Annotated in this window: 18 protein-coding genes; 7 read left to right on the top strand and 11 right to left on the bottom strand. The window is 69.6% G+C overall.

The genetic code is table 11. From position 1 onward, the window contains the following. Positions 1 to 121: 121 nt before the first annotated feature. Both P8R59_RS14725 and ppgK read right to left on the bottom strand, forming a co-directional pair. Positions 122 to 727 (bottom strand): WhiB family transcriptional regulator, encoded by a 606-nt coding sequence (locus P8R59_RS14725; protein WP_278101671.1) that lies wholly within the window; start codon positions 725 to 727, stop codon positions 122 to 124. A gap of 251 nt (positions 728 to 978) precedes the next feature. Next, entirely contained in the window at positions 979 to 1,764 is a 786-nt protein-coding gene (gene ppgK / locus P8R59_RS14720; protein ID WP_077051487.1) for a polyphosphate--glucose phosphotransferase, read from the bottom strand. A 98-nt stretch (positions 1,765 to 1,862) separates the two neighbouring features. Between ppgK and P8R59_RS14715 the strand changes: the two genes are divergently transcribed. The 3 genes from P8R59_RS14715 to P8R59_RS14705 are packed head-to-tail and all read left to right on the top strand — an operon-like array spanning position 1,863 to position 6,438. After that, positions 1,863 to 2,069 carry an SPOR domain-containing protein gene (locus tag P8R59_RS14715; protein ID WP_278101670.1) on the top strand — a complete coding sequence of 69 codons (207 nt, stop codon included), beginning with the start codon at positions 1,863 to 1,865 and terminating at the stop codon, positions 2,067 to 2,069. 27 nt (positions 2,070 to 2,096) lie between these two features. Continuing rightward, complete coding sequence (locus P8R59_RS14710; protein WP_077051485.1) at positions 2,097 to 3,437, top strand: glutamine synthetase family protein; 1,341 nt, start codon at positions 2,097 to 2,099, stop codon at positions 3,435 to 3,437. A gap of 10 nt (positions 3,438 to 3,447) precedes the next feature. Next, positions 3,448 to 6,438 (top strand): bifunctional [glutamine synthetase] adenylyltransferase/[glutamine synthetase]-adenylyl-L-tyrosine phosphorylase, encoded by a 2,991-nt coding sequence (locus P8R59_RS14705; protein WP_278101669.1) that lies wholly within the window; start codon positions 3,448 to 3,450, stop codon positions 6,436 to 6,438. A 6-nt stretch (positions 6,439 to 6,444) separates the two neighbouring features. Here P8R59_RS14705 and P8R59_RS14700 read toward each other — a convergent pair whose 3' ends face one another. Beyond that, the gene (locus tag P8R59_RS14700; protein WP_278101668.1) at positions 6,445 to 8,139 is read right to left on the bottom strand and encodes a long-chain-fatty-acid--CoA ligase; all 1,695 of its coding nucleotides are present in this window, start codon (positions 8,137 to 8,139) and stop codon (positions 6,445 to 6,447) included. Positions 8,140 to 8,255: 116 nt separating this feature from the next. Between P8R59_RS14700 and P8R59_RS14695 the strand changes: the two genes are divergently transcribed. After that, a complete protein-coding gene (locus tag P8R59_RS14695; protein WP_278101667.1) occupies positions 8,256 to 8,570 on the top strand; it encodes a DUF2277 domain-containing protein in 315 nt (104 codons plus the stop codon). A gap of 3 nt (positions 8,571 to 8,573) precedes the next feature. On the opposite strand, the gene P8R59_RS14690 is transcribed toward P8R59_RS14695, so the two are convergent. The 4 genes from P8R59_RS14690 to glnA all read right to left on the bottom strand — a co-directional run bounded on the left by P8R59_RS14690 (position 8,574) and on the right by glnA (position 13,131). Further along, the gene (locus P8R59_RS14690; protein WP_278101666.1) at positions 8,574 to 9,176 is read right to left on the bottom strand and encodes a hypothetical protein; all 603 of its coding nucleotides are present in this window, start codon (positions 9,174 to 9,176) and stop codon (positions 8,574 to 8,576) included. Positions 9,177 to 9,220: 44 nt separating this feature from the next. After that, entirely contained in the window at positions 9,221 to 11,185 is a 1,965-nt protein-coding gene (locus P8R59_RS14685; RefSeq protein WP_278101665.1) for an alpha/beta hydrolase, read from the bottom strand. Further along, positions 11,185 to 11,562, bottom strand: coding sequence for a DUF6507 family protein (locus P8R59_RS14680; protein WP_278101664.1), 378 nt, complete (start codon positions 11,560 to 11,562; stop codon positions 11,185 to 11,187). The genes P8R59_RS14685 and P8R59_RS14680 overlap by 1 nt, the downstream gene beginning before the upstream one ends. Before the next feature lie 144 nt (positions 11,563 to 11,706). Beyond that, positions 11,707 to 13,131, bottom strand: coding sequence for a type I glutamate--ammonia ligase (glnA, locus tag P8R59_RS14675; RefSeq protein ID WP_076490424.1), 1,425 nt, complete (start codon positions 13,129 to 13,131; stop codon positions 11,707 to 11,709). 132 nt (positions 13,132 to 13,263) lie between these two features. Between glnA and P8R59_RS14670 the strand changes: the two genes are divergently transcribed. Beyond that, on the top strand, positions 13,264 to 13,692 hold the full coding sequence (locus P8R59_RS14670; RefSeq protein WP_278101663.1) for an RDD family protein: 429 nt from the start codon (positions 13,264 to 13,266) through the stop codon (positions 13,690 to 13,692). 44 nt (positions 13,693 to 13,736) lie between these two features. On the opposite strand, the gene P8R59_RS14665 is transcribed toward P8R59_RS14670, so the two are convergent. Further along, the gene (locus P8R59_RS14665) at positions 13,737 to 14,447 is read right to left on the bottom strand and encodes a DUF4191 domain-containing protein (RefSeq protein ID WP_278101662.1); all 711 of its coding nucleotides are present in this window, start codon (positions 14,445 to 14,447) and stop codon (positions 13,737 to 13,739) included. A gap of 120 nt (positions 14,448 to 14,567) precedes the next feature. On the opposite strand from P8R59_RS14665, the gene P8R59_RS14660 reads away from it, so the two are divergent. Next, positions 14,568 to 15,665: a hypothetical protein gene (locus P8R59_RS14660; RefSeq protein WP_278101661.1), complete on the top strand. Its 1,098-nt coding sequence runs from the start codon at positions 14,568 to 14,570 to the stop codon at positions 15,663 to 15,665. 17 nt (positions 15,666 to 15,682) lie between these two features. Here P8R59_RS14660 and sucB read toward each other — a convergent pair whose 3' ends face one another. From sucB to P8R59_RS14645, 3 genes are read right to left on the bottom strand one after another with little or no spacing between them, the layout of a single operon-like run. Next, a complete protein-coding gene (gene sucB / locus P8R59_RS14655) occupies positions 15,683 to 17,455 on the bottom strand; it encodes a 2-oxoglutarate dehydrogenase, E2 component, dihydrolipoamide succinyltransferase (protein ID WP_278101660.1) in 1,773 nt (590 codons plus the stop codon). A 53-nt stretch (positions 17,456 to 17,508) separates the two neighbouring features. Beyond that, a complete protein-coding gene (gene lpdA, locus P8R59_RS14650; RefSeq protein WP_278101659.1) occupies positions 17,509 to 18,882 on the bottom strand; it encodes a dihydrolipoyl dehydrogenase in 1,374 nt (457 codons plus the stop codon). Continuing rightward, positions 18,879 to 20,345: a leucyl aminopeptidase gene (locus tag P8R59_RS14645; RefSeq protein ID WP_278101658.1), complete on the bottom strand. Its 1,467-nt coding sequence runs from the start codon at positions 20,343 to 20,345 to the stop codon at positions 18,879 to 18,881. Before P8R59_RS14645 ends, lpdA begins: the two co-directional genes overlap by 4 nt. Positions 20,346 to 20,430: 85 nt before the next feature. Between P8R59_RS14645 and P8R59_RS14640 the strand changes: the two genes are divergently transcribed. After that, positions 20,431 to 21,357: a proteasome assembly chaperone family protein gene (locus P8R59_RS14640; RefSeq protein ID WP_077051472.1), complete on the top strand. Its 927-nt coding sequence runs from the start codon at positions 20,431 to 20,433 to the stop codon at positions 21,355 to 21,357. Positions 21,358 to 21,444: the final 87 nt, after the last annotated feature.

Here is a 21,444-nt window from a genome sequence, read left to right as displayed (position 1 = left end):
CGACCGAAACCGCACCCATATGGGGTCGAGAACGGGTCCAGGGGCGGCTCTGTGCGCCTCACTGACAGTGACTACGGCATCCCCGGGTGTTCCCGGTGGGGGTGCGGTCGGGTGGTGGTTCTCAGCGGCGCCTGTAGGCGGAGGACGGCTGACCGGCCCAGAACCCCGCCGCCGGTTTCTCCGCGATCGCGAACGTGCGGCACAGGTCGACGAGCGGGCAGCCGGCGCAGATGTCGGCGAGCATTGCTCGTTCCTCGTCGTCGTGGAAGCTGTCGGCGGTGAACGCGTCGATTCCCCAGCAGGCCGGGTCGTCGGTCTTCATCGCGGCGGTGACGGTGTCCCACTCGGCTGGGGCTCGCATCGGGGGAAGCTCCGCGAGCGGGTTGACCTTCGGGGCGTCGAGGTCCACCTCCGGCGCTGTGCGCCCCGTGGGTAGCGACTGGGGCTTCGGGAGGGGTGCTGACCGCCTCGGGAGGTTGAGGGGGATATCTGGGAGGCCCTCAGCGCGGCGGATCGCACGCATCCGGTACTGGTGCACCGGGGAGTTCTTCATCTTCTGCCGCGACCACTCCAGCAGCACACGATCCGAGACGACGCGGGCGCGCTGCCCGTCGATCGTCTTCCAACCGAGCGGCATGCCCTGGCGACCCCAGAGCCGGATCGCGCCCTTGCTGCGCCCGACAAACTTCGCCGCCTGCTTGTACGTCAACCACTTCACCGGACCCATGCGGACCATGATGCCCCCGGTCCGCGAGTCCGCAGATAGTCCGCGGAACGTGTCAGAACGCCCGAATACGCACTAGCACGGACTGTAGGAGAATCTGCCCACGATCAGCGGTTATCGGGACAGACCAGAACTCCCCGCAGCCGACCAACAGGGTGTGCTCAATACCCGGCGTACAGGCCGGCCCATTCGCACCCAGCCGTCGACGACGTGCCGAGCGCGTTCCGCTCGGCCGTCATCTCGGGTCCCTGCGGTTACTTCACCGCGGGCAGAGCCTCCGGCACCGGGACCGCGAGCGACGCCGCGCCGATGATGCCCGCGTTGTTGCGGTGCTTCGCCGGCACGATCGGGGCGCGCAGCTTCAGCAGCGGGAGGAACTCCTCGGAGTGCTTCGACACGCCGCCGCCGACGACGATGAGGTCGGGGCTGAAGAGGAACTCGACGTAGTCGTAGTACCACTGCAGACGCTTCGCCCACTTCTCCCACGACAGTTCGTCGCGCTCCATGGCGGAGTAGGCGGCGTAGCCCTCGGCGTCCTTCTTGTGCTCGGCACGCTGGAGGTGACCGAGCTCGCTGTTCGGGATGAGGACGCCGTCGTAGATCATCGCCGACCCGATGCCGGTGCCGAGCGTCGTGAGGATCACGAGGCCGTTGATGCCCTTCGCGGCTCCGTAGCGGACCTCGGCGATGCCGGCGACGTCGGCGTCGTTGGCGAAGTGGATGTCGCGGGACAGGCCGTGCTCGAAGAACTTCTCGGCCTCGAAGCCGATCCACGACGACGACACGTTCGCGGCGGACAGGGTCCGACCGTTCTTCACGATCGCGGGGAAAGCGACACCGAGCGGCAGGTCGTCAGGAGCCTCGAGGGTCTGCAGGACCTCCTTCACCGCCTCGAGCACGTCGGCGGGCTCCGCGCCCTTGGGGGTGGAGACCTTCACCCGATCGCTGATGAGCTCACCGGCATCCAGGTCGACGATTCCCGCCTTGATCCCGGTTCCGCCGATGTCCACTCCGACCGCACGCGACGCATTCGTTGCCATACCCTCCAGCCTATCCAGGCTGGGGGCCCGGATCAGTAGGATCGGGAGAGCGCCCGCCAGACGTCCGCTGCGGAGCGAGACCCACGCAAGGAGCGATCGTGAGCGACGACAACAAGAAGTACTGGTACAACCTCGAGACCGGCAAGGTCGAGCAGGGGTACGAGTCGCCGGCGGTCGATCGCGCGGGTCCCTTCGACACCGCGGAGGAAGCGGCGCGCGCCCCCCAGCTGCTGCAGGAACGTTCGAAGAAGTGGGCCGAAGACGACGCCCGCGACTCCGACTGGGGTTCCGGCTCCGGCCGCTGATCCCGCCGACCGAGAACGAGGAGAACGATGGACAAGCAGCGCGATTTCGTCCTGCGGACGATCGAGGAACGCGGCGTGAAGTTCGTGCGCCTGTGGTTCACCGACGTCGTCGGAACCCTGAAGTCGGTGGCGATCGCGCCCGCCGAGGTCGAGGGCGCCTTCAGCGAGGGCCTGGGCTTCGACGGCTCGGCCATCGAGGGTCTGACCCGCTCGTACGAGTCCGATCTGCTGGCGCACCCCGACCCGACGACGTTCCAGACCCTGCCGTGGCGGGGCGAGATCGACCCGACGGCGCGGATGTTCTGCGACATCACCACGCCCGACGGACAGCCCGCCGTGGCCGACCCGCGGCACGTCCTCAAGCGCACCCTCGCGAAGGCGGCCGATGCCGGGTTCACGTTCTACACGCACCCCGAGATCGAGTTCTACCTGCTGAAGTCGTCGCAGCTCGGCCCGGACGGTCGTCCCGAGCCCGTCGACTCCGCCGGCTACTTCGACAACGTGCCCGGCGGTACGGCCCACGACTTCCGTCGCCGTTCGGTGCGCATGCTCGAAGACCTCGGCATCTCGGTCGAGTTCAGCCACCACGAGGGCGGTCCCGGCCAGAACGAGATCGATCTGCGCTACGCCGACGCCCTCACCACCGCGGACAACATCATGACCTTCCGCACGGTCGTGAAGGAGGTCGCGATCGAGCAGGGCGTGTACGCCACGTTCATGCCGAAGCCCCTCAGCGGCCAGCCGGGTAGCGGCATGCACACGCACATGTCGCTCTTCGAGGGCGACATGAACGCCTTCTACGAAGAGGGCGGGCAGTACCAGCTGTCCAAGGTCGGACGCCAGTTCATCGCCGGACTCCTGCGTCACGCCAACGAGATCTCGGCCGTGACGAACCAGTTCGTCAACTCGTACAAGCGCCTGTGGGGCGGCGACGAGGCACCCAGCTTCATCTGCTGGGGCCACAACAACCGCTCCGCGCTCGTGCGGGTGCCGCTGTACAAGCCGAACAAGGGTCAGTCCACGCGGGTCGAGTACCGCGCGCTCGACTCCGCCGCGAACCCGTACCTGTCGTACGCGCTCATGCTGGCGGCCGGCCTCAAGGGCATCGAAGAGGGATACGAGCTGCCCCCCGAGGCCGAGGACAACGTCTGGTCGCTGACCGACGCCGAGCGTCGCGCCCTCGGCTACGCTCCGCTGCCCGCGAGCCTCGACCACGCCCTCGAATACCTCGAGGAATCCGAGCTGGTCGCCGAGACGCTGGGGGAGCAGGTCTTCAAGTACGTGCTCCTGAACAAGCGCCGCGAGTGGCAGCAGTACCGCGCGCAGGTCACGCCCTTCGAGCTGCAGAGCAACCTCGAGGCGCTCTGACCGGGCTGTGATGACCTCGGGCGATCGATCGACGGCGCTCACCGCCCTGGCCCGCACCGGCTTCTCGCGTCTCGAGGAAGCCGATGCGGGTCTGGGCGAGCTCGAGCAGCTGACGGGTGCCGAGCGGGCGGATGCCATGGCGCTCGCGCAGCGCGTGGCCGACCCCGACCGTGCGCTCGCGGCGCTCGTGCAGATCGCGCGCCGCGACCCGGCCGCGATCCGCACCGCGGCGGGGGATGCCGGCACGTGGCGGGCGCTGTGGGACATCGTCGGCGCGTCCGACGGATTCGCGGAGTTCTACCTCCGGCATCCCGATGAGATCGCCCACCTCGCCGGCGCCGGGCTGACCGTCCCCGACGAGCAGCTCATGCGCGTCGAGCTGCTGGCATCCGTCGGAGACGACGAGGGCTTCGCGGCCGACGCGACGGATGCCGCGTGGGTGGCGCTCCGTGTGCGCTATCGGCGCCTGCTCGCGCGGATCGCCGCGTACGACCTCGGCCAGGACGACCCCGCATCCGCGATCGACGTCGTCTCGGCGTCCCTCGCCGATCTCGCCGGCGCCGCACTCGAGGCGTCCCTGAGCGTCGCCCGGTCGCGGGTCGCCGGAACCGGGCCTGCGGCGTTTCCCCGTGCGCAGGTCGCGGCGACCCGGTTCGCGATCATCGCGATGGGCAAGACCGGTGCGCGCGAGCTGAACTACGTCAGCGACGTCGACGTCATCTTCGTCGGCGGGAGCGCGGACGAAGAGGTCGTGTCGGAGGCCCGCGCGATCGACATCGGCACGCGCCTCGCCGTGCAGACGATGCGGGGCATCTCGGGCCCCGAGATCGAGCCGCCGCTGTGGGAGGTCGACCCGAACCTCCGCCCCGAGGGTAAGCAGGGCGCCCTCGTCCGCAGCCTCGGCGCGCACCAGCAGTACTACGACCGGTGGGCGAAGAGCTGGGAGTTCCAGGCGCTTCTCAAGGCGCGGGCGATCGCCGGCGACGCCGCGCTCGGCGCCGAGTACATCGCCGCCGTGCAGCCCCTCGTCTGGCACAGCGCCGCCCGCGAGAACTTCGTCGAGGGCGTGCAGCGCATGCGCGAGCGAGTCACCGAGCACATCCCCGCGAGCGAGGTGAACCGGCAGGTGAAGCTCGGGCCGGGCGGCATCCGGGATGTCGAGTTCACCGTGCAGCTGCTGCAGCTCGTGCACGGGCTCACCGACGAACGCATCCGTCAGCGCGGCACGCTCGAGGCCCTCGACGCGCTCGTCGCCGAGGGCTACATCGGCCGGAGCGAAGCCGAGGCGTTCGGCCGCGACTACCGCCTGCTCCGGCTGATCGAGCATCGTCTCCAGCTCCGGGGGCTGCGGCGCACCGCGCTGCTCCCCGAAAAGGAAGACGACCTTCGCGTTCTCGCCCGCGCGACCGGACTCTCGGATTCGGCGGCGGGGGTGCAGGCCGCGTGGGAGAGCATCAAGCGCGAAGTCCGCGACATCCACGTCCGGCTCTTCTACCGGCCGCTGCTGTCGGCCGTGGCGGCCCTCCCCGAGGGGGAGCGGACGCTCTCGACCGAGCAGGCGCGCGACCGCCTCGCCGCGATCGGCTTCCGCGACCCGGCCGGTGCGCTCCGGCACATTGCGGCGCTCACCAGCGGTCTGAGCCGCAAGTCCACGATCCAGCGGCACCTCATGCCGATCATGATCCGGTGGTTCGCCGACGGCGTCGATCCCGACTACGGGCTGCTGGTGTTCCGCCGCATCAGCGAACGGTTGGGCAACACCCCGTGGTTCCTGCGCATGCTGCGCGACTCGGCGGGCGCCGCCGAGAGCCTCACCCGCGTGCTGTCGGGATCCCGCTACATCGGCGAGCTGATGGAGTGGATCCCCGAGTCGGTCGCGTGGCTCGACGACGATGCGCTCCTGCGTCCGCGCTCGGGAGCTGCCCTCCAGGAGGAGGCGCGGGCCATCCAGACCCGCTGGGACGACATCGACGGCGCGATGCGCTCGGTGCGTGCGCTCCGGCGTCGCGAGATGCTGCGCGTCGCGATGGCGGCGGTCCTCGAGGTCGTCTCGCTCGAGGAGCTCTCGGACGCCCTGTCGACGATCACCGAGGTGACGATCCAAGCGACTCTGCGCGCCGTCCGGCGCGAGGTCGTCCCGCCCGAGGACGACGCCCTCGACTTCTCCGTCATCGCGATGGGACGTTTCGGGGGGCGCGAGATCGGCTTCGGATCGGATGCCGACGTGATGTACGTCTACCGCGCCAACGGCATCGACCCGCACCGCGCGAGCACGTTGGCGTTGAAGCTGGTCGCCGGCCTCCGCGAACAGTCCGAGGACCACCGGCTCCCGCTCGACCTCGACGCGGAGCTCCGCCCCGAGGGGCGGAGCGGTCCGCTGGCGCGTTCCCTCGACGCTTACGCCGAGTACTACCGCCGGTGGTCGCTGTCGTGGGAGGCGCAGGCCCTGCTGCGCGCCCGCGGCGTCGCGGGAAGCGTCAAGCTCATCGCCGACTTCCTCGCCCTCGCCGACGACGTGCGCTACCCGGCGAACGCCGACCCCAACGGGTTGCGCGAGATCCGCCGGATCAAGGCACGGGTTGAGAACGAGCGTCTGCCGCAGGGGGCCGACCCCGCCCGGCACCTCAAGCTGGGGCCTGGCTCGATCAGCGACGTCGAGTGGCTCGTGCAGATCCTCCAGCTCCAGCACGCGCGGGCGGTTCCGGCGATGCGGACGACCTCCACCCTGGGCGCGCTGCAGGCGGCCGTCGAGGCGGGGCTCATCGCTCCGGACGCGGCCGAGAAGCTCGCGGCATCCTGGCACCTGGCCAGCCGGCTGCGCTCGGCCAACACCCTGCTGTCGGGGCAGACGAGCGATGTCCTCCCCGCCGATCGGGCGCGGCTTGACGGCATCGGGCGGATCCTGGAGTACCCGCCGCACTCGGCCACCCAGGTCGAAGAGGACTATCTCGGCGCGACACGGCGGGCCCGCCGCGTGTTCGAGAAGCTCTTCTACGGGTGACCGGGCTCAGGATGCCATCAGTCGCTCGCGCACCTCGCGTCGCAGCACCTTTCCGATGAGCGACCGCGGCAGGTCGTCGACGACGACCACCCGTCGCGGCACCTTGTAGGACGCCAGCCGAGACTTGCAGTAGTCGCGGATCGCCTCGGGCTCGATGGCGACGCCGTCTCGCACGACGATGGCGGCGGCGACATCCTCGCCACCGCGGGGCTTGGGCAGGGCGACGACCGCCGCCCCCTCGATGTCAGGGTGTGACACGAGGACGTCCTCGACCTCGCTGGGTGAGACGTTGAAGCCGCCGGTGATGATGATCTCCTTCAACCGGTCGACGATCGTGACGAAGCCGTCAGTCGAGACGGAAGCGATGTCGCCGGTGCGCAGCCACCCGCCGTCGAGGAGCGTGGCCGCGGTGTCGGACGGACGGTTCCAGTAGCCCTCGAAGACCTGCGGTCCGCGCAGCAGCAGTTCTCCGACCTCACCGAGCGGCAGGTCCTTCTCGGGATCGTCGGGGTCGACCACGCGGATGTCGGTGCTCGGGAACGGCACGCCCACGGTGCCCGGGCGCCGCGACGGTCCGATCGGGTTTCCGAGCGCCACGGGCGAGGACTCGGTCATGCCGTACCCCTCGACGAGCAGCCCCCCGGTCGCCTTCTCCCACCGGTCGACGGTGGCCACGGGCAGGCTCATCGCCCCCGAGATCGCGAAGCGCACGGTCGAGAGATCGACGGTGCCGCGGGACGCGGCACGGGCCAGCTGGTCGTAGATGGGCGGAACGGCCGGAAGGAAGGTCGGCGGGCTCTTCCTGACCGCGGATGCCACGAGGTCGAGGTCGTACTTCGGGAACAGGACGAGCTTCGCCCCGATGCTCATCGCGAAGGTCAGGCAGAGGGTGAGGCCGTAGGCGTGGAAGAGGGGGAGGACGCCGTAGAACGTCTCCTCGCCGTCGTGGAGGCCCGGCACCCACGCGCGCCCCTGCATCGCGTTGGCGCGGAGGTTTGCGTGCGTGAGGATCGCTCCCTTCGGCGTGCCCGTCGTGCCACTGGTGTACTGCAGCAGCGCGATGTCGTCGAGCAGGGGACCTTCGTGTTTGCGCGACAGCTTGCCGTGAGTGAGGAGTCCCTCCCACGGTGTCGGTCGCTTCGACGACGGGGCGGCCGTCAGCTGCGCGCGCGACTCGCGGGCCTTCTTCACCGGCAGGCGCAGCGCCAGACGTGTGCGGAACGGCATCGCGCGGGTGACGTCGACGCTGACGATGTGCTCGAGCGCGAGATCCGACGGGAAGTCGGCGACGAGATCGGCGACCTTGTCCCACACGATCGCGAACCTCGCGCCGTGGTCTTCGAACTGGTGCCGCAACTCGCGGGCGGTGTAGAGCGGGTTGTGTTCGATGACGATCGCCCCGAGCCGCAGCGCCGCGTAGAACGCCACGACGTGCTGGGGGCAGTTCGGCAGCACGAGTGCGACGCGATCGCCCGCCGTCACGCCGAGACGCCGTAGCCCCTCGGCCGCGCGCGAGATCTGGTCGCCCAGCTCGCGATAGGTCGTCTGCGCGCCGAAGAATTCGAGCGCGACGCCTTTGCCGTACCGGTGGACGGAGTCCGCGATCATCTCGGGCAGCGTCTGCGTCGGTTCGTCGATGTCGTCGGGCACGCCCTCGGCGTACGAGCTCAACCACGGACGCGACGCGTAGGGGGAGGTCATGGCATCCATCTTTCCCGACGCCACCGACACGAAAGCGGCGCGACGCCTGTGCGGATGCCGGGAGCTTGAGCGAGCGGTCCCTTTCACCGCGCGGGGGAGCGGCCTACCCTGTCGGCATGTGCCGCAACATCGTCCCCCTTCACAACTTCGAGCCGCCGGCCTCGGACGACGAGTGCCACGACGCGGCGCTGCAGTTCGTGCGCAAGATCGCGGGAACGACGAAGCCCTCCCGAGCGAATCAGGAAGTGTTCGATCGCGCCGTGGACGAGATTGCCGCGGCCACCCGCCGCCTGCTGGACGATCTGGTCACCACGGCGCCGCCCAAGACGCGCGAGGTCGAGGCGGCGAAGCGGAAGGCGCGATCCGCCGACCGCCACGAGGCGATCCGGGTGTTCCAGGAGCAGAAGCGCGCCGCGCGCTCGGCATCCTGACGCTCACCCCTCGTCGAAACGCTCGAACAGGGGAGTGGCATCCGGGCTCTCCAGATCCGGGATGCCGTCATCGCTCGGCACCGCGGTGAGCGGACCCCGCAATTCGTCGAGGAGCGCGCCGGCGTCACCCGGCTCGCACGTGGAGGTCGCACGAAGCTCCAGCACGTCGATCGTGCCCTCGGCCGGATTCGCCGGAACCATGTCGACATCCAGACGCGACACCTTCGCCTCCGGCTTACCCGCGATGATCACGATGTTCTCGATCCCCTCGCCGTACGTCGGCGTCGGGGCGAGCTGCCACCCGTTGTCGCCCAACCACGTGCGAAGTTCCTCCATCCGCTGCGGACCCTGACCGTCGAATGAGAAGCCATCCGGCAGGTTCCGCCGCAGGAAGAATTCATACCCCTCGTCGCAGGGCTGCGGTGTGTCACCGTATTCGGCGACCGCCCACTGCCCGTCGAAGATCTGTTTCTGCACGGCCGCGACCGTTGCCTTGAACTCGAGGTTGACCGCACGGGCGTCGTCGAAGCTCGCGTCGCGGGACGGTGTTTCCTGAGGGGACATCTGCGGACCTCCACATCCTGTCAAAACGATCCCGGCGATCACGGCGCCCCCGAGTAGTGCGGGCATCCGTCGCCTGCGGTGTCCGATCATTCGTTCGCTCCTGCCGTCTCCAGTGCCTCGCGCAATCCCACCACGAAGTGCTTGAACGATTCCGCAGACGGGTCGAGATACCCGGTCTGTTCCACGGACTCGTAGCGGGGGATGGGCGCACCGCCCGGTCCCACGGTCCAGCCGACGAGCACATCCTTCATGCTGTTGGCCGTGTCGTGGCTGTCGGTGCCCTCGCCGAACTCGCCCTGCACAGAGCCGAAGCCCGGTACGACACCCCCGTCCGAGCTGAACGACGAGACGCCCGGCACGTCGCGCGGGTCCTCGGCGTGCGTGCTGCCCAGCCAGTCCTTGCGCCCCCATGCGGCGATCGGGTCGGCATCGGCATGCGTGGCGTTGACCGAAAGCTGACCCGATCGGATCTGGTCGGCGAGGGAGTCGCCCGCCTGTTCGGTGACCCCGGCCGAGCCGAAGAACCACACGTGCGACACGAGCCCCGGGTTGTCTGCAATCGCCTGGCTCGTCATCGTCGTTCCCAACGAATGCGCCCCCGCGTCGATCTGTGTTGACGGATTGACCCCGCGGATGCCCTTCAGGGTCTCGGAGAGACGCGCCGCACCGGCATCCGGTCGATCGATCCCCAGGACCTCCGGGATACCGCCGGAATCCCAGTCCATCACGAGCACCACCGCCGCCGTCCGGTCGCTCCCGGTCCGTTTCAGCTCCGTTGTGAGAGCCGACTGGAGGTTGGCACCCGCATTCGACCACTCGACGACCGACTGGAGACTCGTCCGGATGCCATGCGTCAGCGTCGTCACCTGGTCCGCGCTCTCGACATCACCGAAAGCGATATTCGCCCGCGGCGATCCGTCGGTATCGAGGAAGAGACTCAGCAAAGCCGGGCGGGAGCCGTCCCGGCCACGACGGTCGAGCACGGACTTCAGTGCCACCAGCCGTGAACGCGTCTCGTCGTCGAGATCGTCCCTGCGCTCGATCTGCGCGAGACCGGCCAGATTGAACATACCGCGCTGGGCAACCGGGATGCCGTTGAGATTGCCGACCACCAGCGGCGCCAGCGCCATCAACTGTCCGAGGGCGCCGGCGTTCCACTCGCCGTCGGGTCCCGCGGTGGAGGCGCCGGCGAGATCGGCGAACAGGTCGTCCGCGCGCTGGGCGTCGATGAAAGCGACAGCCTGCACGAAATCGGGATGCCCGTCGAGCCAGCGCGCGACGACCTCACGGTCAGCCGTGGCGAGCCAGTCGATGCGCCGCTCAGCGGATCGACCCAGGTCGTACGTCAGCTGCTCGGCAAGCGACCGGCTCACGGCTGCCGCCGACGGAGCGCCCGGGTACGGCGATTCGGAGAAGCCCCAGAAGAGCTGCGCGACGCGCACGGGTTCGCCGCCCGCGCCCGTCACCTCGGTGCCGCCGGTGACGCCGCGCAGGCGCGCGGCCAGGCGGTCCTCGGCATCCTCGACGTCACGGCGGAACGTGTCGATATCGGAGCGCAGGCTGTCGAGAGCGCTCTCTGCCGAGCTCAGTGTCGTCGACGCGTGAAGTCGTGCCAGCGCTGCATCCGCGGCCACCGAGGGGTCGACAGCATCTCCGCGCGTCGAGCGGTAGGTCGCATCGGCGAGGGCTGTCGCATCGACGGCGGCGGAATAGTCCGCGACGATTCCCGGGATCCGGGATGACAATTCTTCTCGACGCTTCTTCAGGTCGGCGAACTCCACCGACCCCGCTTCCCACAGCGCGTTGCGGGCGGTGACGAGCGCTTCTGCGAAGCTTCGGGCGTCGGCCGCGGGTCGGTCGAGCATCTGCGGAACGGCATCCGTCCCCGCAACGTGGAAGACGTCGGCATCCCGGAGCACATTCCAGCGAGCGTGCACGTCCGACATGGAGGTCTGCATCTCGTTCGCGACATCCACGAGCCTGTCACCGAGCCCCGTGAGAACGTCAGGCTCGACCACGAGCGGAAGGTCGGCGACGGTCGGGGTGCTCATCAGTACGCCTGACCGTAGGCGAGCGGAGAATCGATGCCCCACTCGTCCAGCGCGCGGGACTCCGCCTCGCGCGACGAGACCGACATGTCGAGGTCCCCTGCGACGACCGCCGTCGTAGCCTCAACCACGCCGGCCGCCGCAGCAGCCACCGTGTGCGCGAGCTTGCCGGGCACGGACCGACGTTCCTCGAGCAGATCGCCCCAGGCGCTGGCCAGGGTCCGTCGGCCGTCGACCACCAGACTGTGACCGTCCATGGCCAGGTCGTCCATGTCGGTGATGGCACGTGCAATCCCCGCGCCGGCGTCGTCGACGCTCGCCAGAACACCGATAACGCGATCAGGATCGACCCGGTAGTCCTCCACGATGGCCCCTTTCATCGTCGATGACCATCCTGTCAAAGCCGCCGACCGTTGTCCGGGTACTCCACAAGGAGCGTCGCATCGTCTATGTTGCGCCCCACAACGACGAAGCCCGCCCCCGCGAAACGGCGGGGACGGGCTTCGTCGTGGATGATCGGGCGATCAGACCCCGAAGTACAGCTCGTACTCGAAGGGGTGCGGGCGCTGAGCGATCGGCTGGATCTCGTTCTCGATCTTGTACTCGATCCAGGTCTCGATGAGCTCCTCGGTGAAGACGCCACCGGCGAGCAGGAACTCGTGGTCGGCGCGGAGGGCCTCGAGCGAGTCGAGCAGCGAGTTGGGAACCTGCGGGATGTTCTTGGCCTCTTCGGCGGGGAGCTCGTAGAGGTCCTTGTCGACGGGCTCGTGCGGCTCGATGCGGTTCTTGATGCCGTCGATGCCGGCCATCAGCTGCGCGGCGAACGCGAGGTACGGGTTGCCCGAGGCGTCCGGCGCGCGGAACTCGATGCGCTTGGCCTTGGGGTTCGTGCCCGTGATCGGGATACGGATGGCCGCGGAGCGGTTACCGGCCGAGTACACCAGGTTGACCGGCGCCTCGAAGCCCTTCACCAGACGGTGGTAGCTGTTGAGGGTCGGGTTCGTGAACGCGAGCACGGCGGGGGCGTGAGCCAGGATGCCACCGATGTACCAGCGTGCGAGGTCGGAGAGCCCGCCGTAGCCGGTCTCGTCGTAGAACAGCGGCTTGCCGTCGTTCCACAGCGACTGGTGCGTGTGCATGCCCGAACCGTTGTCGCCGAAGAGGGGCTTCGGCATGAAGGTCGCGACCTTGCCCCACTCGAGAGCCGTGTTCTTGACGATGTACTTGAACTTCAGGATGTCGTCGGCCGCGTGCACCATGGTGTCGAAGCGGTAGTTGATCTCAGCCTGACCACCCGTACCCACCTCGTGGTGAGCGCGCTCGAGGATGAGGCCGGCGTCGATCAGCTTGAGGCTGATGTCGTCGCGAAGGTCGGCCTGCTTGTCGACGGGGGAGACGGGGAAGTAGCCGCCCTTGTAGGGCGTCTTGTTGGCGAGGTTGCCGCCCTCTTCCACGCGACCGGTGTTCCAGGCGCCTTCCTCGGAGTCCACGGAGTAGAAGCTGGCGTTCTGCTTCACCTCGTAGCGGACGTCGTCGAAGATGTAGAACTCGGCCTCGGGCGCGAAGAACGCGGTGTCGGCGATGCCGGTGGAGGCGAGGTACTTCTCGGCCTTCTTGGCGACCTGACGCGGGTCCTTCGAGTAGATCTCGCCGTTGCGCGGGTTGTAGATGTCGAAGACCATGATGAGCGTCTTCGCCTCGCGGAACGGGTCGAGGTACGCCGTCGTCACGTCGGGGATGAGCTGCATGTCCGACTCGTGGATGTTCGCGAACCCGCGGATCGACGAGCCATCGAACAGCTGTCCGACGGTGAAGAACTCCTCGTCGACGGTCGACGCGGGAATGTTGAAGTGCTGCTGCACGCCAGGAAGATCCGTGAAACGGATGTCGAGGAACTTGACGTCCTCGTCCTGGATGAACTTCAGCACCTCGGACGAATCTTTGAACATGAAGACTCCAGAGGTAGAACATTCGGGATCGGCCAGCCTGAGCCGACCTCCTCGACCCTATCCAGAACCGGTGTCTCGGTCATATCTCGGATGTTTCCGGCATGTTACGGAGCCCCGATTACGCTGGATGCCGTGACCGTCCCCGTCGAGAACGAGTATCCGGGCCAGCGACTCGGCCTTCCCCGCGAGGGACGCGGGTCCATCGCACGTCCCGGTCGGCGCATCGCCGCTCTCCTGATCGATGTCGCGTGCGCCGGCCTCATCGGCTTCGCGTTCTTCTCGGCGCCGGATCCCGTGACGGGAGTGCCGTTCGCGAACCCGATCGCGACCAACCTCATCTTCTTCCTCGTGCAGATCGTGTTCATCCCGCTGATCGGCGGGAGCCCGGGGCACCGCCTGCTGGGGATGCGTCTCGAACTGGCATCCGGGGGATGGGTGGGCGTCTGGCGCCCGATCATCCGCACTCTGCTGTTGGGCCTCATCATCCCCGCCGTCGTGTGTGATGCCGATCAACGCGGCCTCCACGACAAGGCCGTCGGCACGGTCCTCGTCCGCAGCTGACCAACGAGAAACGGCCCCGCCGGAGCGGGGCCGTTCGTCGATGATCAGCGGGGACGCGGGGCGCGCATCTTCGTCGGGTCGACGCCCTTGGGGATCGGCAGCGACGACAACCCCTGCGACACCGACGACACGCGCTTGATGACCGCCGCCTGCGTCGTGCGGTCGACCTTCTTCGGCAGGGCCTTGATCGCGGAGGCCAGGTTCTTGATCTCGACCTCGCCATCGCCGTGTCCGACGTAGAACACCGTCACCGGAACACCGGCGGCGACCCGCTGGACGCGCGCCCGCTCCTCGTTGACGAGACGCGACAGGCGTGTCTGCGAACCCTCACCGATGAGGACCACGCCGCCGCGGCCGATCGCGCGGTAGACCGCCTCCTGCGTGCGGGGGTTCACCCCGATGGGCGTCTCGGACGCCTGCCAGTTGCGGCCCAGCGAAGAAGAGATGACGTGGCCGGTGGCGCCCGGCATACCGTCCATCCGGCGGTACATGGCCCGCGTGGACAGACGGGTCATCGTGATCATTCCGACCAGGATGCCGGCCAGGAGACCCGTGACACCCCACAGGATGACGCTCCAGACGGCGACCGGAGGGATCAGGAAGCCGACGAGCACGCCGAGCCCGGTGCCCGCGAGGACGATGCCGGCCAGCGCGAAGGGCAGCCAGCGGTACTCCTTCTGCGTGAAGGTGTACAGGGTGCGAAGCTGGGAGAAGAATCCCGGACGCTTCTCGGGGGTGGAGGTGCGAGCGGCCATGCAGATGATTCTATCTTCGCCCTCAGCACCCCTCCTCCCCTTCGTCCGTGATCGCGGATCCCTCCCCGGAACGACTTCGGCGGCCCGCCGGTCTGCTTCGTGCTGCGGCAGCCTCGAGGCATGCAGCCGACGCCATCTCCGCCGACGATCGACACCGTCTCCGGCTACCTCCGCCGTCGAGGCCGAAGCGCCCACGCCCTGACGGCGGGCGAAGCCGCGACGCTGGCGATCGCGGTCGTGCGCGGATGCGCCACCGCTCCGTCACGAGCCGCGCCGGGGGAGTGGCGGCTGACCCCCGAGGGGCGGCCGGTCCTCGTCGCCCACCCGGGCGGCGACGACGTGCTCGCCGCCACGGTCGCCGTCCTCGACGAAGTGGCGTCGCTCGTGAGCGCCGACGTCCGGCCGGGCTTCGCACGCCTGCGCGACGGAGTGCTGACGGAGCCCCCGCCCACGTGGGCCCTCCTCGAGAAGCGCCTCCTCGCCGTCGTCGAGCCACAACCGCTCGTGCTCGGTCCGCTGGCACCCGCCGAGCCGGTCGCGCCGCGCGCGGCACGCGACGAGCAGGATGCCACTGCTCCGACGTTCATCGGGCGCATCGCGGCGTCCGTTCGCCGGATTCGACCGCCCGTGCTGGCACTGGGTGTCGGCGTCGCGGCCGTGCTCGCCGTCGTGGCGATGACGCTCGTCCCGAGGGTGGAGCCGGCCACGACGAGCGAGGACCACCCGGCGGGGGTGGCGTCGGTCGCGGCCGCGGCCGCGACCGCCCCACCCGGGCGCCTGCCCTCCGCGACGCCGACCGCGGAGGGTGCGCTCTCGGCGGAACCCGACGCCGAAGACGCGGCGCCGGTGTCGGGGACGGCCTCGTCGTCCGACCGCCCGGCACCGTCATCGAGCGCGAGCGAAGAGAACGCTGTCGGGGCGGGCGCGGCAGCGTCGGAGATCGACGACGTGCGCGCTGCCGCGGCGAGCCTGCTGGCCTCTCTTGCGGCGTGCGCGGACGAGGACTGCACCTCGCGGCTCCGCGAATCCGCCGCCGGCTCGGGCGATCCGGCGCCCTGGGATCCCGCCATCGCCGAGCTCGACGTGGTCGACGACTTCGGAGGTCTGGCGGTGGTGCGACTCTCGGCGGACGGTCGGACTCAGTACGTCACGCTCGTCCGGCAGGAAGACCGATGGCTGGTCCGCTCCGTCAGAGACGTCGCGGACCAGCCATCATGAGCCGGGAAGGCCGGGCATCAGATCCCGAGGTCGCCTTCGAACTGCGCAGCCTCGAGACGGGCCTTGACCGCACCGAGGAAGCGGGCCGCGTCGGCACCGTCGATGATGCGGTGGTCGTACGAGAGCGCCAGGTAGACGTACGAACGGACCGAGATCGCATCCTTGCCGTCGACCGAGACCACACCGGGCTTCTTCACGACCGCACCGAGGCCGAGGATGGCCGACTGCGGGAGGAAGACGATCGGCGTGTCGAACAGCGCGCCACGCGAACCCGTGTTCGTCAGGGTGAAGGTGCCACCGGCGAGCTCGTCGGGCTTCAGCTTGTTGTCGCGCGTCCGGGCCGCCAGGTCGGCGATCTCGCGAGCGAGCTGGGCGATGTTCTTCTCGCCGGCGTCCTTGACGACCGGGGTGAGCAGGCCGCGCTCGGTGTCGACGGCGATCGCGACGTTCTCGTGGGCCGGGTAGACGATCTCGTCGCCCTCGACCGTGGAGTTGATGATCGGGTAGGTCTTCAGCGCTTCGATGGCGGCGAGGGCGAAGAAGGGGAGGAACGACAGCTTGTCGCCCGTCTTCTGCTGGAACTCGCCCTTGACGCGATCGCGGAGCGCCGCGACCTTCGTGACATCGACCTCGACGACGGTCGTCAGCTGAGCCGTGGCCTGCATCGATGCGACGGCGCGCTCGGCGATGACCTTGCGCAGACGCGACATCTTCTGCGTCGTTCCGCGCAGCGGCGAGACCTCGACCGGCGCAGCGGGGGCGGCGGCAGCAGCGGGGGCGGCAGCGGCAGCCGGGGCCGACTTCGCGGCCTCGGCGGCCTTCAGCACGTCCTCCTTGCGGATTCGTCCGCCGACGCCGCTACCGGTGACGGTGGCGAGGTCGACACCCTGCTGCTGGGCCAGGCGGCGCACCAGCGGGGTCACGTACGTGACCTCGTCGCCGCTGGAGGCGGGAGCCGACGGAGCGGCGGCCGGGGCCGAGGGCTGAGCTGCCGGCGCGGCAGGCTCCGCCGCCGGGGCGGGCTGCTCGGCCGGCTTCTCCTGCGCGGGGGCAGCGGGCTGCTCCGCGGGGGCAGCGGGCTGCTCGGGAACCTCATTGGGCTGAGGCTGCTGGATGGGCTCCTCCTCGATGGCCGGGGCGGGCTGGGCCTGGGCCGGCGCGGCCGCGCCGCTTCCGATGCGGGCGAGGGCGGAACCGACGGCGACCGTCTCGTCCTCCTGGACGAGGATCTCCTGCAGCGTGCCGGCGACCGGCGAGGGGATCTCGGTGTCGACCTTGTCGGTCGAGATCTCGAGCAGGGGCTCGTCGACCGCGACGTCGTCGCCCACGGCCTTGAGCCACCGGGTGATCGTGCCCTCGGTGACGCTCTCACCGAGCTCGGGGAGCTTGACCTCGGTCGCGTCGGACGACGCGGCGGGGGCGGACTGCTCGGCGGGGGCCGACTCGGCGGGCGCGGACTCCGCGGCCGGCGCAGCCGGCTCCTCGGCGGCGGGAGCCGGAGTCTCCTCGGCCGGAGCGGCCTCGGGAGCGTCGTCCGAGGACGACGCGCCGGAACCGTCACCGATCTTCGCCAGGACGGCGCCGACCTCGACGGTCTCGTCCTCCTGGACGAGGATCTCTTCGATCACGCCGGAGACGGGCGAGGGGATCTCGGTGTCGACCTTGTCGGTCGAGATCTCCAACAGACCTTCGTCCTCCTGGACGGTGTCACCCACCTGCTTGAGCCAGCGGGTGACCGTTCCCTCGGTCACGCTCTCGCCGAGAGCGGGGAGGACGACGGAAGTGCTCATGGATATGTCTCCTTCGTACCGGATGCGGTGTCTAGCTTAGTGACGGCTGGGGGTCAGAGTGCGTGCAGGGGCTTGCCGGCCAGGGCGAGGAAGGCCTCACCCAATGCCTCGCTCTGCGTGGGGTGGGCGTGGACGAACGGGGCGATGTCCTCGGGATGGGCTTCCCACCCGACGGCGAGTTGCGCTTCCGTGATGAGTTCGCCGACGCGATCGCCGACGAGGTGAGCCCCGATGACGGGGCCGTCGACGCGGCGCACGATCTTCACGATGCCCGCGGTCCCGATGATCTCGCTGCGGCCATTGCCTGCCAGGTTGTACTCGTAGGCGCGGACGGCATCGGCACCGAAGCGCTCCTGGGCTTGTGCTTCCGTCAGCCCCACGGAGGCGACCTCGGGGTGCGAGTAGGCGACGCGCGGCACGTCGACGTCGGGCACGAGGACGGGAGACAGACCGGCGATCTCCTCCGCCACGAAGATGCCCTGCTGGAAGCCGCGGTGCGCGAGCTGGAGCCCGGGCACGATGTCTCCGACGGCCCAGACGTGCGGGGCCGTGGTGCGCAGTCGCTCGTCGGTCTGGACGAACCCGCGGTCGAGCCGGACGCCCGCGTCCTCGAACCCCAGACCCGCGGTGGCCGGCCCCCGGCCGACCGCGACCAGGACGTAATCGGCCTCGAGGTTCGTCCCGTCGTCGAGGCTCACGGTCACGGTGGACTCGGTCTGCGTCACGGAGGAGAAGCGCCGTCCGAGCTGGAACCCGATCCCGCGTTTGCGGAACGCGCGTTCCAGGGCCTTGCTGGAGGAGACGTCCTCCGCGGGCAGCAGATGGGGGAGCGCCTCGACGATCGTCACCTCGACGCCGAACGATCGCCACACGCTCGCGAACTCCACACCGATGACCCCACCGCCGAGCACGACCACGCGCTCGGGCACGACATCCAGGTCGAGCGCCTGCTCGCTGGTGAGGACGCGACCCCCGATGTCGAGCCCCGGGAGCGTCCGACTGTAGGACCCGGTCGCGAGAATCACGTCCGACCCGCGGTAGACGTCGTCGCCCACCCGCACGGTCGCGCCGCTCTCGAGGGAGCCCTCGCCCCGGACCACGCGGATGCCGCGCGCGGAGATGAGCCCCTCGAGGCCCTTGAACTTCTTCGCGACGATGCCTTCGCGGTAGGCCCGGACGCCGGCGGGGTCGATCCCCCCGAACGACGCCAGGACGCCGATGTCGCCCGCGCCGCGAGCCGCGTCGGCGACCTCGGCCGCGTGCAGCAGAGCCTTCGTCGGGATGCAGCCCCGGTGCAGGCAGGTGCCGCCGAGCTTGTCCTTCTCGACGAGGACGACGTCCTTGCCCAGCTCGGCGAGCCGCAGGGCGGCGGCATAGCCGCCGCTGCCCCCGCCGAGGACGACGACGTCGGCCGTGAACTCGGTCACCGCGCGCTCCCCGCGGAGAGGAGTTCGACGAGCGAACGCACCGTGGCGCCCGTCACACCCTTGTCCGTGAACCCGTGCGGGGCGGATTTGTTCATCCCGACACCGGCGATGTCCAGGTGCACCCACGGGATGCGCGGAGCGTCCGCATCCTCGGAGACGCGACCGACGAAGTGCCGCAAGAAGAGGCCGGCGAACAGGGACCCGCCCGCCGGGTCGCCGATCTTGGCGTTCTGCAGGTCGGCGATGGGGGAGTCCAGCTCGTCGACCATGTGCGCGGGGAGGGGGAGCTGCCAGGCGAGCTCGGCCACGCGGCCCGCGGCGGCGAGATACTCGGCCACCGCCTCGTCGTCACCCATCACCCCGGTGTGGCGGTTGCCGAGAGCGACCGTGATCGCGCCCGTGAGGGTGGCCACGTCGACGATGAGGTCGGGGTTCTCGCGGCTCGCGGCGACGAGCCCGTCGGCGAGCACCAGGCGCCCCTCGGCGTCGGTGTTCAGCACCTCGACGGTGGTGCCGTCCAGCATGCGCAGCACGTCGCCCGGGCGCGTCGCGCGACCCGACGGCATGTTGTCGGCGATGCACAGCCAGGCGCTCACCCGGACCGGCAGGGCCATCTCGGCGGCGGCCCGGAGCACGGCGAGCACCGTCGCGGCACCGCACATGTCGTACTTCATCCCGACCATGGATGCCGCGGGCTTCAGCGACAGCCCACCGGTGTCGAACGTGATGCCCTTGCCCACGAGGGCGACGTGGCGGTCGGCATCGGCGGGGGAGTACTCGAGGTGGACCAGGCGCGGCGGACGGTCCGAACCCTGGCCGACGCCGAGGATGCCGCCGTAGCCGCCGTCCGTGAGCGCGTGCTCGTCGAGCACGGTGACCGTCACCGGAAGACCGTCGACGGCCGCGACCGCGGCGTCGGCGAAGTCGGCCGGACCGAGCCACTCGGCGGGCGTCGTCACGAGGTCCTTCACGAGCGCGACCGCACCGGCGACCGCCGCGACCGCGGTCTGCTCGGCATCCGGAGGCGGCGTCGTCCCGTGGACGCTCACGCGGGAGGCGCGGGCCTTCGGCGTCTCGCTCTTGTACCCGGCGAAACGGTAACCGCCCAGCGCCGCACCCTCGGCGAGCGGAGCCCAGGCGGCATCCACCAGCGGCTGCACCGCGACGTGCTCGAAACCCGTCAGCTGGCGCAGGCCCGTACCGACCGCGTCCCGAAGGGCGGCCGCGTCCGGCGTCGCGCCCGCGCCGACCACCGCGACCGGGAGGGTCACACCGGGAACGTGCACGCGCTGGAACGAACCGGCGCCGCCAGAGAAACCCACGGCGGCGAGCGAAGCCTTCAGACCGTCCCATCCCGCGGGGTCCGGCTCCGAGCCATCGGACTTCGCGACCACCAGGAGGATCGCATCGGCGCCGGAGTCGAGGACGGGGACATCGGAGTACGTCACGGAGGGGAATGGCATAGCTTCCATCCTAGGTTCGCGGGTGTTCGCTAGCAGCGGGACGCACCGCCGTCGTCGTGTCGGACACGGCTCGTAGAGTGGAGGCATGCCGCATCCCGCACCGCTGTACGACCGCGCCCCCGCCGCGCCGCCGGTGCCATCCGGGCTCCCGCTGGTCATCGCGCTCACCGGATTCACCGACGCGGGCGGAGCGGTCACCCGTCTGGTCGAGTACTTCCGCGACGATCTCGAACCCCACCCCGTCGTGGTCTTCGACAACGACACGCTGCTCGACTACCGCGCGCGGCGTCCCGTCATCACGTTCGTCGAAGACCACCTGACGGACTACCGGCCCCCGCGTCTCGAGCTCTCGCTCGCACACGACTCGCTGGGTCATCCGTTCCTCCTCCTCGCGGGGTACGAACCCGACTTCCTCTGGGAGGCGTTCGCCGAGAGCGTGCTCGAGCTCAGCGCCGGCCTCCAGGTGTCCTCGATCACCTGGGTGCACGCCATTCCCATGCCCGTGCCCCACACCCGCCCGATCGGCACCACGGTGAGCGGTACTCGAAGCGACCTCGCCGAGGCGCACTCGGTCTGGCGCCCGCACACGCAGATCCCTTCCACGGTGGGTCATCTGCTCGAGTACCGGTTCGCCGAAGCCGGGGCGAAGATCGCCGGTTTCGCTCTTCTCGTCCCGCACTACCTCGGCGACACCGAGTACCCCGCGGCGGCGCTGGCCGGTCTCGACAGCCTGACCGTCGCCACGGGACTCGTCTTCTCCGGCGAAGTGCTGCGTGAAGAGAACCGCGAGTTCCTCGGGAAGGTCACCGAACAGGTCGAGGGCAGCGAAGAGCTCACGCGCATGCTGCAGGGCCTCGAAGAGCGCTACGACGCGTACATGGCGGGCTCGACGCAGGCGACGCCCATCATCCACACCGGCGATCTGCCGAGCGCCGACGAACTGGCGGCGGAACTGGAGCGTTTCCTCGCCAATCGGCCGGGCGACGACGATCGCCGCGGCCGGCTGGGCTGACGCACAGGAAGTCGACGCGCGGAGCGCCTTTCGCGGTCCGGACGTCGGAACGGCGGGCCTATGGGGTGGGATCGCTCCCGCGTCACA

Origin of the sequence: Microbacterium proteolyticum (assembly GCF_029639405.1) — a bacterium.
Taxonomy (GTDB): domain Bacteria; phylum Actinomycetota; class Actinomycetes; order Actinomycetales; family Microbacteriaceae; genus Microbacterium.
This window is presented reverse-complemented; position numbering and strand designations above follow the sequence as displayed.